Origin of the sequence: Roseomonas sp. USHLN139 (assembly GCF_037145735.1) — a bacterium.
Classification (GTDB): domain Bacteria; phylum Pseudomonadota; class Alphaproteobacteria; order Acetobacterales; family Acetobacteraceae; genus Pseudoroseomonas.
In genome coordinates this window covers 33,971-47,579 of the sequence record NZ_JBBCWY010000013.1, presented here as the reverse complement: position 1 = coordinate 47,579, position 13,609 = coordinate 33,971, and the positions used below count along the sequence as shown (strand labels likewise).

The following is a 13,609-nucleotide window of genomic DNA, read 5'->3' as shown; positions in this document are numbered from 1 at the left end:
GCGGAGCGACCCTATTGCAGTGCAAAAAGCCGGGTCAAGCCCAGGGGCCGCCGCGCGGCCGGGCCGGCGCCGCCGGGATGCCGGAAATGCTGGGCCGGGCGGGCGCGTGAATTCTGCGTGACGCGCCGGCCGCGCGCCCTCCGGCCCGCTCTAGCGGCCGGGGCGGAAGTCCTGCGCCTCGAGCCCGTGGCGCTTCAGCTTGTCGTAGAAGGTCTTGCGGGGGATCTGCAGCGCCTCCAGCGCGGTGCGGACATCGCCCTGGGCCGCGGTCAGCGCCTCGCGCAGCAGGCGGGCCTCGAAGGCATCGACGCGTTCGGGCAGGCTGCCGGCCTCCACGGCGGCGGCAGGGCCGGGGGGCGGCTCCGGCAGGACGGCGAGGCCGAGGGCGGCGCGCTCGGCGAAATGCGCGAGCTCGCGGATATTGCCCGGCCAGTCGTGCTCCGCGAGGTAGCGGTGGGTGGCCGCGTCGAGCGGCGGCACCGGCCGGCCGAAGCGCTTCGCCGCCCGCTCGACAAACTGGCCGAACAACAGGAAGACATCCTCGCGGCGGTCGCGCAGCGGCGGCACGCGCAGGGTGACGACGTGCAGGCGGTAGTAGAGGTCCTCGCGGAAGCGGCCCTGGCGGACCAGCTCGGGCAGCGGCTGCTTGGTGGCGGCGACCACGCGCAGGTCGAGGCGGCGGATCTCGTTGGTGCCGAGCGGCGCGATCTCGCGGCTCTCCAGCACCCGCAGCAGCTTGACCTGCATGGCCGGCGGCATCGCCTCGATCTCGTCGAGGAAGAGGGTGCCGCCATCGGCATGCTCGAGGCGGCCGATGCGGCGCTTCTGCGCCCCGGTGAAGGCGCCGGCCTCGTGGCCGAACAGCTCGCTCTCCATCACCGTCTCCGGCAGGGCGCCGCAGTTCAGCGCCACGAAGGGCCGGTGGGCGCGGCGGCTGGCGCGGTGCAGCGCCAGGGCGGCGACATCCTTGCCGGCGCCGGTCTCGCCCTCGATCAGCACGTCGACATCGGTCTCGGCGATCTGCCGCAGCAGGGCGCGCAGCCGGGCGGTGGCCGGCGCATGGCCCTGCAGCGGCTCGTCGGCATCCGCCATGGCGAGCGCGCGGGCCAGGCGGCGGTTCTCCAGCACCAGCCGGCGCTTCTCCAGCGCGTGGCGCAGCGGGCCGAGCAGCGCCTCGGCGGCATAGGGCTTGGGCAGGAAGTGGTAGGCGCCCTGGCGCAGCGCCTCGACCGCCATCGGGATGTCGCCATGGCCGGTGATCAGGATCACCGGCAGGTCGGGGTCGCGGGCGCGCAGCCGCTCGAACAGCGCCAGCCCGTCCATGCCGGGCATGCGGATGTCGCTGACGACGACGCCGGGGAAGTCGTCGCCGATCCGCTCCAGGGCGCGCGCCGCCGAGGGCGCCGCCTCGGCCCTGAGCCCGGCCAGCGCGAAGCTCTGCAGATTGGCCTCGCGCAGCATGGCGTCGTCGTCGACGAAGAGCACGTCGGTCTGCGGCACGTCCTGCATCACTCGGCCTGCTCCAGCTCCAGCACGAACAGCGCGCCATCCCCCGGCGGCGTTTCCGGCGCCGCCAACGTGCCGCCCAGGTCGGCGGCGATCTGGCGGGAGATCACCAGGCCGAGCCCGAGCCCCGCCGATTTGGTGGTGGTGAAGGGCATGAACAATGCCGCCCGCACCGCCGCGTCGAGGCCGGGGCCGTTGTCGCGCACCGCGACGCGGACGCGGCCGCCAGCGGCCGTGGCGGCGATGGCGATGCGGCCGTCGGTCCGCTCGCCCAGCGCCTCGATGGCATTCTGCACCAGGTTGACCAGGATCTGCTCCAGCCGGACGCGCTCGGCGCGCACCGCCGGCTCGCCCTCCACCGTGACCGAGACCGCGATGCCGTGCTGGCGCAGCCGGTGGCCGAGCAGCAGCAGGGCACCGTCGATGGCGCCGCGGATCGGCTCGGGGCGGGTCTCGCCGGTGGATTTGCGGGCGAAGCCGCGCAGCCCGGCGGTGATGGCGCCGATCCGCTCGGTCAGCCCGGCGATGGTGGCGAGGGCTTTCGCTGCCGCGGGCGCTTCCCCGCGGGTGACCAGAAGAGACGCATTGTCGGCGAAGGTGCGGATGGCGGCCAGCGGCTGGTTGATCTCATGCGCCACGCTGGCGGTGATCTGGCCGAGCACGGCGAGGCGGTTGGCCTGGCCGAGCTCGTCGCGCATGCGGTGCACGGCGGCCTCGGCGCGGCGGCGCTCCTCCGCCTCGGCGCGCAGCCCGTCATTGGCGGCGCGCAGCTCGGCGGTGCGCAGCCCGACCTCGGCCTCCAGCGCCTCACGCCGCGCCGCGTCGCGGGCACGGCCCTCGGTGATGCGGCGGTGGCGGCGGCGGGCGATCGCCACCAGGAAGATGCCGAGCAGGCCGAGCAGCAGGGCGGCCAGCCGCGCGGCGGCGCGGGCGGGCTCCAGCGCCGGGCGCAGCGGCGCCAGCAGCGACAGGCGCCAGGCGATGCCGGGCACCGGCTCCTCGACCATCAGCCAGGGGCCGCGCGGCCCGTCCTGCGGCCGCAGCAGCGGCGCCAGGCCGGGCCAGGGCGGCCGGGTCGCCGGCACCGCGTCGAAGGCCAGGTCGCGCAGCGGCTGGTCGCCGAATTGCAGGCTGGCGCGGATGTCCTGCCGCTGCGCCGGCGTCAACGGCAGCGTCGCGCGGAAATGCCAGTCGGGGATGCTGGTGACGGTGACGATGCCGCGCGCATCGGCCGCCAGCACCGGCTCGGGCAGCTTCGCCCAGCTTTCCTCCAGCTCGTCGAACTCGGCCTTGACGACGATGACGCCGACCGGGCCGGCGGCATCCTCCACCCGGCGCGAGAGATAGAGGCCGGGCCGGTGGCTGACGGTGCCGAGGGCGAAATGCTCGGCCGGCCGGCCGGCCCAGGCCTCGCTGAAATAGGGGCGGAAGGCATAGTCGCTGCCGACGAAGCTTTCTGGCAGTTGCCAGTTGCTGGCGGCCACCGCCAGGCCGTCCGGGTTCAGGGCGTAGAGCACGCCGGTGCGGGTCGCCGCCGCCAGCCGCTCGAGCTTGCGGTTCAGCGCCTCGAGCCGCGCCGGCGTCGGGTCGCGCAGCGCCCGCACCAGGTCGGGATCCTGCGCCAGGATGACCGGCAGGCTGCGCTGCTTCTCGATCTCGGCGCGCAGCACCGCGCCATGCAGGCCGGCAGTGGCGCGGGCGGCGGTTTCCAGCTCGGCCAGGACCTGGCGGGTGGCCAGCAGGTCGGCGGCGCGGTCCAGCCCGGCCAGCAGGGCGAGCGCCGCCAGCCCGAGGCCGAGCCGCTGCCAGCGCCGGGTCAAGCGCCCACCATCCGGGCGGAAAGCCGCACGGCGGCCGCGGGGCCTGTGCCGGAATCCGCACAGGCCGGTGCCGTCCACCCGTTATGCTGCACCGCAAACATGTATAAGACCAAAGACTTAAAAATCCTTCCGGCCGGGCCGGCTTGTGGCATCCGGCTTGCCATAGGGGAAGGGTCACACGGCGCCGCGGCGTCGCCCCGAACCAACCGCCCGGGTCCCGAAGGGACAAATCCCTCGAGGGTCCGCGGCGAAGCAGCTGGAGGAAGATCCATGGCTTCCCTCGACCTTGCCGCGGCCCGGCCGCCGGCGCCGCAGAAATTCTACCAGCACCTCTATGTCCAGGTGCTCTTCGCCATCACCATCGGCATCCTGCTTGGGCATTTCTACCCGCAGACCGGCGCCGACATGAAGCCGCTGGGCGATGCCTTCATCAAGCTGGTGAAGATGGTCATCGCCCCGGTCATTTTTCTGACGGTCGTCACCGGCATCGCGGGGGTTCGCGACCTGGGCAAGGTGGGCCGCGTCGCCGGCAAGGCGATGCTCTACTTCCTGGTCTTCTCGACCCTGGCGCTGATCATCGGCCTGGTCACCGGCAATGTCATCCGCCCGGGCGCCGGGCTGAACATCAACCCGGCGACGCTCGATGCCGCGGCCGTCTCCGGCTATGCCGCCAAGGCGCATGAGACGACCATCACCGGCTTCCTGATGAACGTCATCCCGGCCTCGCCGGTCAGCGCCTTCGCCTCGGGCGACATCCTGCAGGTGCTGTTCTTCTCGGTGCTGCTCGGCCTGGCGCTGGCCGCGGTGGGCGACAAGGCCGAGCCGCTGATGCGGGTGTTCCACTCGGCCTCGGCCGGCATGTTCAGGCTGGTCGGCATCCTGATGAAGGCGGCGCCCGTCGGCGCCTTCGGCGCCATGGCCTTCACCATCGGCAAGTACGGCATCGGCTCGATCGCCAACCTGGCGATGCTGATCGGCACCTTCTACCTGACCTCGCTGCTCTTCGTGCTGGTCGTGCTCGGCGCCGTCGCCCGCTACAACGGCTTCAGCATCCTGGCGCTGATCCGCTACATCAAGGAGGAGCTGCTGCTGGTGCTCGGCACCTCGTCGTCGGAAGCGGCGCTGCCGACGCTGATGGAGAAGATGGAGCGCGCCGGCGCCCGCAAGTCGGTGGTCGGGCTGGTGGTGCCCACCGGCTACAGCTTCAACCTGGACGGCACCAACATCTACATGACGATGGCGGCGCTGTTCATCGCCCAGGCCTGCAATATCGAGCTGTCGCTCTGGGACCAGGTGCTGCTGCTGCTGGTCGCCATGCTGTCGTCGAAGGGTGCCGCCGGGATCACCGGCGCCGGCTTCATCACGTTGGCCGCCACGCTCTCCGTGGTGCCCTCGGTCCCCGTGGCCGGCATGGCGCTGATCCTCGGCATCGACCGCTTCATGTCGGAGTGCCGGGCGCTGACCAACCTGGTCGGCAATGCGGTCGCCACCATCGTCGTCGCCCGCTGGGAAGGCGAGCTGGACAAGGAGCGCCTGGACGCCGCCATGGCCGGCAACCCGATCCCGCTGCGCGACCCGGAGCTCGGCGGCGATCTGGTGATGCAGCCGGCCGAGTAAGTCTGGCCGGTTCCTGGCGCCCGGAACGGGGGGCGGGGGCGCGAGCCTCCGCCCCCTGCTGCGTCAGGGGGCTCAGCCCGGGCTGGGCGTCAGGTTGATGGTGCTGTCCGCGTCCTCCCCGGCGGCCGCGGCCTCCGCCTCGGCGGCGCGGGCGGCGCGCTCGGCCAGCTCGGCGCGGGCCTGGGCGGCGCGCCAGTAGGTCACCACCAGATCGGCGTATTCCTGCGGCTTCAGCCCCTTGGCGGCGTAGCTGTGCAGCGCCACCTCGCGCAGCCCGTTGCGGCTGCCAAGCTTCATGCCATGCCCCAGCTTCGGCGGCAGCGGCAGCCGCGGGCGGATCAGGAAATTGCTGCGCAGCCGGCCATTGGCCATGCTGAAGCCGAGATCGGCGACATGCAGCCAGGGGATCTCCGGCCCGTCCGGCACGCCGAAGCCGTCCGGCGCCAGCCGCAGGAAGGGGCGGCGGGCGCGGCGCACCTGCAGCCAGCCGGCGAAGAACATCAGCGCCGCCAGGATGACCAGCGCCACACCCGCCACCGGCACCGCGCGATCCCCGCTGTGCAGCCCGAACAGCCCGAGCCAGATGGCGGTGCAGGCCAGCGCGCCCAGGGCGAAGAACACGCCGACGCCGCCCAGCAGGAAGCCCTGCAGCCGGGTGTTGGGATAGAGCAGCCGCTCCTGCCGCACCGCGCCGGCGGCCTCCTGCAGCGCCTGGGCCACCGCCGCGTGCTGGCTGCGCAGCCGCTCGATCAGGTCGTCGGAGAGCTGGCGCATCAGCGCCGGCGCATCGGCGAAGGCGTGCTCCAGCCCGGCCTCGGCGGCGGCGACCGGCCGGGTGGCGCGGGCCAGCAGCGCCGGCGTCACCGCCTGGCCGAGCGAGGCCAGCCGCTGGCTGTCCGGCGGATGCGTGTCGGTCGGGTGCGGCTGGCGGTCCTCCAGGTGGCGCGAGGGGTCGTCCAGCCCGCGCTCCGCCGCCGCCGCCAGCATCTCGGCCAGCAGGTCGCGGGTGCCGCGCTCGCCCGGCTCGTCGCGGGCGGCGACCAGCACCTCGTGGATGCGCGGCGCGATGGCGCTGCTGCGCAGCAGCGCGCTGGCGGCGGCCGGCGCCGAGGTGACGCGGGCGCCCACCGCATCGGCGGCGAATTCGCGCAAGCGGCTCCAGTGATGCACCGCATGGTCGAACTGCCGCAGGAAGAAGGCGCCGAGCAGCAGCGCCGGCCGGGTCAGGATGGCGTTCAGCCCGTTGCCGCCCTCGCTGGCCGCGACCGCCTCCAGGCTGCGCAGCACCCCGGCATGGATGGGGACGAAGCGGCGCGAATAGTCGGTGTCCTCGCCGGTGAAGTGGCCGAGCTCGTGGCCGATGATGGCGCCGCTCTCGGCCGCGTCCAGCATCGCCAGCTGCGGCAGCGGCAAATAGAGCGTGCGGCCCGCCAGCTTCTCCTGCGTCGGCTGCAGGGCGATGTCGCTGGAGGTGACGAAGAAGCCCTCGGTCAGGCCGACCACCAGGTGGTCGGGGGGCGTCGCGCCGGCGGCGGCGGCCAGCTTGTCGATCCGTGTCCAGAGGCCGGGGGCGGCGGCGCGGTCCAGCCGGCGACCCAGCACCTCCAGCGGGTCGGGGGTGAACAGCCGCCAGGCGGCGCGCAGCTGCCGCAGCGCCTGGCCCAGCACCACCAGCGCGCCGAGGCCGAGGAACAGCGCGATCGCCATCAGCTTGATGTCGCCCTGGCTCAGCTTGCCGGCATGCCACAGCCCGGCGGTCTCGAAGCCCAGCGCCAGCAGGGCGGCCGCGGTCAGCAGCAGGATCTGCGCCGCCATCTGCACCGGCAGGATGCGGCGGACCAGCTCGAAGCCCGACAGCAGCGCCTGGCGCGAGGCGCGGCCGAGCCGCCCGATCAGCACCGCCGCCAGCAGGCCGGCCGCGCCCAGCGCCGCCGCCAGCCCGCCCGCCAGCATGGTCCAGAGCGGCAGCCGGGCGCGGATCTCCGTCACCTCCTGCACGCCGCGCAGATCCTCCACCCGGCCGGCGACCATGGTGGCGGCCACCGGCGCGGTCTGCAGCCGCTCGGCGATGCGCACCCGGGTCTGCGGTGATTTCTGCGCCAGGGCGCGCAGCTCGGCCTCGGCGCGTTCCAGGCTGGCGAGCTGGGCCGCCGTCTCCTGCGCCGTGGCGGTGATGCGCTGCTCCTGCCAGGCGCCGATCCCGGCGAAGCCGAGCGGCAGCAGCACGGTCAGCGCCACCAGCCGCAGCCCGCGCCGCCAGCCGCCCCGCCGCGCGGCGCGCGCCGCCGCCTGATCCGCCGTCTGATCCTCTGCCGACATCGTGCCGCGCCCTTTCCTCGCCGGGGATCTATTCCGTCCGATCCCGATCAAGGAGGCCGCCGGCGGGGCCTTGTCCAGGCGGCCCGGCTTCAACCGCGTGTGACAGCGCGGGCCTGGCCGGCCTCGGGCCAGGCAACCCACGGCAAGGTGAGAGAGCGCGGGAGGCGGGGGGCAGCGATGCCGCAGGCGTGATGCGCCCTTTGACCCGGCGGCGCATTCAGTGCAGGAAGGACGGCGCGACCGGCCGGACCGGTCCGCGCCCCCTTCTCCACGCCCGAGGCTCCGTCACATCTTGCAACACCTTCCCAGGCTGCAAAGCGGCATCGAGGGCCTGGACGCGCTGCTGAAGGGCGGCCTGGTCGCCGGCGCCTCCTACATGATCCAGGGGCGCCCGGGCTCGGGCAAGACCATCTTGGCCAGCCAGATCGCCTTCCACCATGCGGCGCAGGGCGGCCGCGTGCTCTTCGCCACGCTGCTCTCGGAGTCGCATGAGCGGCTGCTGCAGTTCCTGTCGACGCTGAGCTTCTTCGATCGCCAGCGCATCGGCAACGAGATCCAGTATGTCAGCGCCTTCGACACGCTGGAGAGCGAGGGCCTCGACGAGGTGGTCAAGCTGCTGCGGCGCGAGATCGGCCGGCAGAAGGCCTCGGTCCTGGTGGTCGATGGCGTGCTGAACGCGCGCTCGCGGGCGGGCAGCGCGCTCGACACCAAGAAGTTCATCGCCGAGCTGCAGGGCCACGCCGCCTTCGCCGGCTGCACCGTGCTGTTCCTGACCAGCGCGCGGCTGGATGATTCCAGCCCCGAGCACACCATGGTCGATGGCGTCGTCGAGCTGACCGAGGAGCTGACCGGGGTGCGCGCCAGCCGCCGGCTGCACCTGCGCAAGACCCGCGGCAGCGGCGCCGTGCCCGGGCTGCACGAGATGGAGATCACCCAGCGCGGCATCGTCGTCTATCCGCGGCTGGAGGCCATGCTGGGCCAGGGCGCGGCGGAGCACGACCCGGCCCTGCCGCCGCTCTCCTCGGGCGTCGCCGATCTCGACGCGATGATCGGCGGCGGGCTGCAGCCGGCCTCGATCAGCCTGCTGGTCGGCCCCTCCGGCAGCGGCAAGACGACGCTCGGCCTGCATTTCATGGCGCAGTCCACGGCGGCGCAGCCCGGCCTGATCTTCGGCTTCTACGAGACCGAGCCGCGCCTCCGCCACAAGGGCGCGGCGCTCGGCCTGCCGCTGGCCGAGAAGCTGGACAGCGGCGCGCTGCAGATGCTGTGGCAGCCGACCACCGAGCGGATGCTCGATCCGCTCGGCTACCGCCTGCTCGACGCGGTGAAGCGCAGCGGCGCACGCCGGGTGTTGATCGACAGCCTGGGCGGCATCGCGCGTTCTTCCGTCAACCCGCAGCGGCATGTGGAGTTCTTCACCGCGCTGCTGCAGGAGATGCGGGTGTTGGGCGTCACCGCCCTGGCGACCTGGGAGATCCGCGATCTGTTCGATGCCAACGCACAGGCCCCGGCGCTCGAGCTGTCCAGCCTGTTCGACAATCTCTTCGTGCTGCGGTTCACCGAGGTGCGCTCCGAGCTGCGCCGCGTCCTCTCGGTGGTGAAGGTGCGCGACTGGCCCTACGAGCCCAGCCTGCGCGAACTGGTGATCACGCCCACCGGCCTGCGCCTCAACCGGCATTTCGAGAATGTCGGATCGGTCCATCTGGGGGCCAGTGCCCCGCAGCCAGGAGGCTGAGCGCGACAGCGTTCGGGGCGGATCGCAAGCATGACAACCATCCTGGTGGTCGACGACGAGTTCCTGATCGGCGACGTCCTGGCCTTCGCGCTGGAGGATGAGGGCTTCGCGGTCGTGCGCGCCAGCAACGGACGCAAGGCGCTCGACGTCTTCCAGCGCGACCGGCCGGTGCTGGTGATCACCGACTTCATGATGCCGGTGATGAACGGCCTGGAGCTGGCGCAGGCGATCCGCTTGCGGCCCGAGGGCGCCGCGCTGCCGATCATCCTGCTGAGTGGCGCCCAGGCCGAGATCGCCCGGCGCAACGGCCCGCTTTTCTCGGCCGTCTTCGACAAGCCGTTCCGGGTGGCCGAGGTGGTGGCCTGCGTCATCGGGCTGGTCGGCCGCCCCGGCTAGGCGGCGCCCGCCAGGCGCGGGCCACCAGGGCCGCGCGCCGGACGGCCCGGCGGCGACGCAGCCGCCGCCCTGCAGACAGGGGATCGGCGGCGCAGCCGCCGCCTTGCAGCCTGGGGTCCGGCGGCTCAGCCGCCGCGCTGCAGCCAGGGGTTCGGCGGCACCTCGGCCGGCGGCTGGCTGGGGGCGGGGCGCCCGGCTTCGAGGCTGCCGGCGGGTGCCAGCAGCGGCGCCCGGCCCTGCGCATCGACCCGGAAGCGGCTGAACTCGCTGTCGACGCGCTGGCCGTTGCCGCGCGGACTGCCGGCCGGGCCGAAGCCGCCGGGATTGCTGCCGCCGGGATCGGAGCCATTGCCCTGGCCGGGCGCCGCGGGCTGGGTGGTCGACTGGCCGGCCGAGCCGCTCCCCTGTCCCGGGCTGGTCTGGGCGAGGACCGGGCCGGCCAGCAGTACGGCGGCGAAGGCAAGGGCGGGGACACGCATCGGAAGCACCTCCATGGCAGGCTGCGCCGGGCCCCTCGGGGCATAATCCCGGCACCATCCTGGATAGACGCGCGCCCACGGCGCGGGTTGCGGCGGGGGCCGCGCCTCCGGCCCGGGCCTCTGGGCGGCAGGCTTGCCGGCGCCCTCCCTGGCGTGCAGGCTTCCGGCAACAGCGGAGGACGCGGCATGGCGGATCGGAAGGTGGCGCTGGTCACCGGCGCGGGGCGGAATATCGGGCGGGCGGTGGTGCTCGGCCTGGCGCAGGACGGCTTCGACGTGGTGGTCAACGGGTCGAGCGACCGCGCCGCCGCCGCGGCGGTCGCGGCCGAGGCGGAGCGGCTCGGCGCCCGCGCGCTGGTCGCCATGGCCGATATCGGCAGCCCGGAGGCCTGCGCTGCGCTGGCCGCGGCGGCCCTGGAGGCCTTCGGCCGGGTCGACGTGCTGGTGAACAATGCCGCGCTGCGCCCGGCCCAGAAGTTCCTCGACATCACGCCGGCCGACTGGGCGCGGGTCATGGCGGTGGATCTCGAGGCGGCGGTCTGGCTGTCGCAGGCGGTGCTGCCCGGCATGGTGGCGCGCGGCTGGGGCCGCATCGTCAACTTCACCGGCATGAACGCCATCCATGGCTATGCCGGGCGCGCGCCGGTCTCGGTCGCCAAGCACGGCGCCTGGGGCCTGACCAAGGCGCTGGCCAAGGAATTCGCCCGCCAGGGGATCACGGTGAACGCCGTCTCGCCCGGCCCGATCGCCGCCGATGACGAGGACCCGGCCGCGCCCGGCCCGCGCCAGGCCTATGTCGCCAAAGTGCCCTCGGGCCGGATGGGCACGCCGGCCGAGGTCGCCGCCGTGGTGCGGATGCTGGCCGGCGAGTCCGGCGCCTATGTCAACGGCCAGATGCTGCAGGTGAATGGCGGCGCCGAGACCTGAGCTCAGCGCCGCCCGCCGGTCAGGCGGGGCGGATGTCCATCGCCAGCGTCATCTCGTCGGCGCGCGGCGTGTGGACCAGGCCCTGCTTCATGCCCCAGGTGCATTTCTGGATGTGCAGCGGGATCCAGGCGGCCTCGCGCACCGCGATGCGCGTCGCCTCCTGGAACTTCTTCTCCCGCGCCGCGTCGTCGGCCGTGGTGAGGGCCTCGCCGAGGACGCGGTCGTAATCGGCGTTGGAGAAGCCGGTGTTGTTCACCGTGCCCCAGCCGCGCTGCATGTCGCGGGTGCCGAACAGCCCGCGCAGGCCTGCCGAGGGCTCGCCCGCCGAATTGGCCCAGCCGCCCATCGAGATGCTGGTGTCCTGCCGCGCGCCGCGCTGCGCCACCACGGCGAAGGGCATGGTCTCGACATTGGTCTTCACGCCGATGCGCGACCACATCTGGCCGATGCTCTGGGCGATCTGCGCGTCGTTGATGTAGCGGTCGTTCGAGGCCAGCAGCGTCACGGTGAAGCCGTCCGCCAGCCCCGCCTCGGCCAGCAGCGCCTTGGCGGCGTCGACATCGAAGGCGGGGACGGGAATATCGGGGACATGGCCATAGCTGCCCTCGGGCATCATCTGGCCGGTCGGTGTCGCCGCGCCGGACATGATGCGCTCGGCGATGCCGGCGCGGTTGATGGCGACCGACAGCGCCCGGCGGACGCGCAGATCGGTCATCGGGTTGCGGATCGGCTCGCCGTTCGGGCCGGAGACATAGGGGGATTCGGTGCGGAAATCGGTGCGCAGATAGACCGAGCGCAGGCTGGTCACCTCCGACAGCCGCAGCCGCGTCTCGCCGCGCAGCCGGGCGCGGTCGGAGGTCGGCACATTGTCGATGAAGGCGACGTCGCCCGCCTGCAGCGCCGCGACACGGGCGCCGTTGTTCGGGATGATGCGATAGACCACCTTCGACCAGACCGGCCGCTCGCCCCAATAGTCGTCGTTGCGGAGCATCTCCACCCGGTCGCCGGAGCGGAAGGCGACCAGGCGGAAGGGCCCGGTGCCGATGGCGTTGCGGCCGTTGTTGAAGTCGCCGGTCGAGGGGTTCTCGCCCAGCCCGTGCCAGAGGATCGAGACCTGCGACAGGTCGCCCGGCAGCAGCGGATAGAGGCCCTGGGTGTGGAAGCGGATTGTATGGCTGTCCACCACCTCCACCCGGGTGATCGCCCTGGTATAGACGTTGAAGGAGCCGGGGCTGTTCACCACCTTCGGCACCCGCTCCAGCGTATAGGCCACGTCGCGCGCCGAGAATTCCTCGCCGTTGTGGAAGCGCACGCCGCGGCGCAGCGCGAATTCCCAACGGCTGTCGTCCAGCCGCTTCCAGCTCTCCGCCAGGCCCGGCACCATCCGCCCCTGCGGGTCGCGCCGGATCAGCGTGTCGAACAGATGCGCGGCGAGCGCCATGTTCGGCGTCAGCGTGTAGAAATGCGGATCGACCGAGCTGGGCGGCGCGGCGACGGCCATGTCCAGCACGGCCTCCTGCGCGCGGGCGGCCCGCAGGCCGGACAGGGTGGGGACCAGGGCGGCGCCGAGCAGCAGGCGGCGGGGAAGGGCGGTCATGCGAGGCTCCTTCGCGGAGGGGCTCAGCCCAGCAGGTCGCGGGCCAGGCGGATGAACAGGCGGGCGCCGGTCTCGGTCAGCGCGTCGGGATAGTCGTATTCCGGGTTGTGCAGCGCCGGGCCGTCCTCGCCGGCGCCGAGCAGCACCATGGCGGCGGGGGCGAGGCGGCCGAAGCGGCCGAAATCCTCCGAGGCGCGCATCGGGAAGAGCGCGGTGCCATGCGGCACGCCCTCGGCGTCGAGCGCGCGCCGCCACGCGGAGGTGGCCTCGGGCGCATTGTCGCAATGGCCGAAGACGTCGCGATACGCGATGGCGAGCGCCAGCCCGGCCGCCTCGGCGGCCTCGCGCGCCAGGGCCTCGGCGGCGCTGCGCAGCGCCGCCATGCGGTCGTCGGTCAGGGTGCGCAGCGTGCACCACAGCTCGGCCTGACCCGGCGCCACGCCGAAACAGGCCTCGCCCAGGCTGGCATGGGTGACGGTGACCAGCGAGAAGCCGGCATCGAGCGGCCCGCCGCGGCCCAGCGCCGTCAGCCCCGGCATCAGCCGGGCCAGCGCCGGCATCGGCGAGGTGCCGGTCTCCGGTGCCGAGGCATGCGCGGTGCGCCCGGCCAGCACGATCCGCATCCCGGCCGAGGCGCAGTTCGCCGGCCCCGCGGCGATCGAGGCCGTGCCGAGCGGCAGGCCCGGCATGTTGTGGCAGGCGAAGGCCAGGTCCGGGGCCAGGGCGGCGAAGCGCGGATCGGCGATGACGGCGGCGGCGCCGCTGCCATCCTCCTCGGCCGGCTGGAACAGCAGCACGGCGCGGCCACGCGCCGGCGGGCGGCGGCCGAGCGCGCGGGCCAGCCCGGCCAGGATCGCCATGTGGCCGTCATGGCCGCAGGCATGGGCGCGGCCGGCGATCTCGGAGGCATGCGGCACGCCGGAGGCTTCCAGGATCGGCAGCCCGTCCAGCTCGGCGCGGAACAGCACGGTGGGGCCGGGGGCAGCGCCGGGGAACAGGCCGGCGACGCCATGGCCGCCGAGGCCGGAGATCACTTCGGCCGCGCCGGCCGCGCGCAGGGCCTCGGCCGCCATCGCCGCCGTCCCGGCCTCGGCGCCCGACAGCTCCGGCCGCCTATGCAGCGCCTGCCGCCAGGCGGCGATGTCGAAAAGATCCTGGCGGCTCAGGCTCACGCGGGGCACTCCATCGGCGGCGGTCAGCGAGCCATGCGCCC

The 13,609-nt window shown here is 73.4% G+C and carries 10 protein-coding genes; 4 read left to right on the top strand and 6 right to left on the bottom strand.

All coding sequences use genetic code 11. From position 1 onward, the window contains the following. Positions 1-150 precede the first annotated feature (150 nt). On the bottom strand, positions 151-1,509 hold the full coding sequence (locus WFI16_RS23890) for a sigma-54-dependent transcriptional regulator (RefSeq protein ID WP_419900365.1): 1,359 nt from the start codon (positions 1,507-1,509) through the stop codon (positions 151-153). Next, a complete protein-coding gene (locus WFI16_RS23885) occupies positions 1,509-3,326 on the bottom strand; it encodes an ATP-binding protein (RefSeq protein WP_419900364.1) in 1,818 nt (605 codons plus the stop codon). Before WFI16_RS23885 ends, WFI16_RS23890 begins: the two co-directional genes overlap by 1 nt. A 270-nt stretch (positions 3,327-3,596) precedes the next feature. On the opposite strand from WFI16_RS23885, the gene WFI16_RS23880 reads away from it, so the two are divergent. Continuing rightward, entirely contained in the window at positions 3,597-4,943 is a 1,347-nt protein-coding gene (locus tag WFI16_RS23880; RefSeq protein WP_419900363.1) for a dicarboxylate/amino acid:cation symporter, read from the top strand. 72 nt (positions 4,944-5,015) lie between these two features. Here WFI16_RS23880 and WFI16_RS23875 read toward each other — a convergent pair whose 3' ends face one another. Beyond that, positions 5,016-7,262, bottom strand: a complete 2,247-nt coding sequence (locus WFI16_RS23875) for a M48 family metallopeptidase (protein ID WP_419900362.1) — start codon at positions 7,260-7,262, stop codon at positions 5,016-5,018. Positions 7,263-7,554: 292 nt separating this feature from the next. Here WFI16_RS23875 and WFI16_RS23870 point away from each other — a divergent pair, with 292 nt between their 5' ends. Continuing rightward, on the top strand, positions 7,555-8,997 hold the full coding sequence (locus WFI16_RS23870; RefSeq protein WP_419900361.1) for an ATPase domain-containing protein: 1,443 nt from the start codon (positions 7,555-7,557) through the stop codon (positions 8,995-8,997). A 30-nt stretch (positions 8,998-9,027) separates the two neighbouring features. Further along, on the top strand, positions 9,028-9,393 hold the full coding sequence (locus WFI16_RS23865; RefSeq protein ID WP_419900360.1) for a response regulator: 366 nt from the start codon (positions 9,028-9,030) through the stop codon (positions 9,391-9,393). A gap of 125 nt (positions 9,394-9,518) precedes the next feature. Here the strand turns inward: WFI16_RS23865 and WFI16_RS23860 are convergent, their stop codons facing one another. Next, on the bottom strand, positions 9,519-9,872 hold the full coding sequence (locus WFI16_RS23860) for a hypothetical protein (RefSeq protein ID WP_419900359.1): 354 nt from the start codon (positions 9,870-9,872) through the stop codon (positions 9,519-9,521). A gap of 186 nt (positions 9,873-10,058) precedes the next feature. On the opposite strand from WFI16_RS23860, the gene WFI16_RS23855 reads away from it, so the two are divergent. Beyond that, the gene (locus tag WFI16_RS23855; RefSeq protein ID WP_419900358.1) at positions 10,059-10,799 is read left to right on the top strand and encodes an SDR family NAD(P)-dependent oxidoreductase; all 741 of its coding nucleotides are present in this window, start codon (positions 10,059-10,061) and stop codon (positions 10,797-10,799) included. A gap of 19 nt (positions 10,800-10,818) precedes the next feature. Here the strand turns inward: WFI16_RS23855 and WFI16_RS23850 are convergent, their stop codons facing one another. Further along, positions 10,819-12,396 carry an ABC transporter substrate-binding protein gene (locus WFI16_RS23850; protein WP_419900357.1) on the bottom strand — a complete coding sequence of 526 codons (1,578 nt, stop codon included), beginning with the start codon at positions 12,394-12,396 and terminating at the stop codon, positions 10,819-10,821. A 23-nt stretch (positions 12,397-12,419) separates the two neighbouring features. After that, positions 12,420-13,568 carry an amidohydrolase gene (locus tag WFI16_RS23845; RefSeq protein ID WP_419900356.1) on the bottom strand — a complete coding sequence of 383 codons (1,149 nt, stop codon included), beginning with the start codon at positions 13,566-13,568 and terminating at the stop codon, positions 12,420-12,422. Positions 13,569-13,609: the final 41 nt, after the last annotated feature.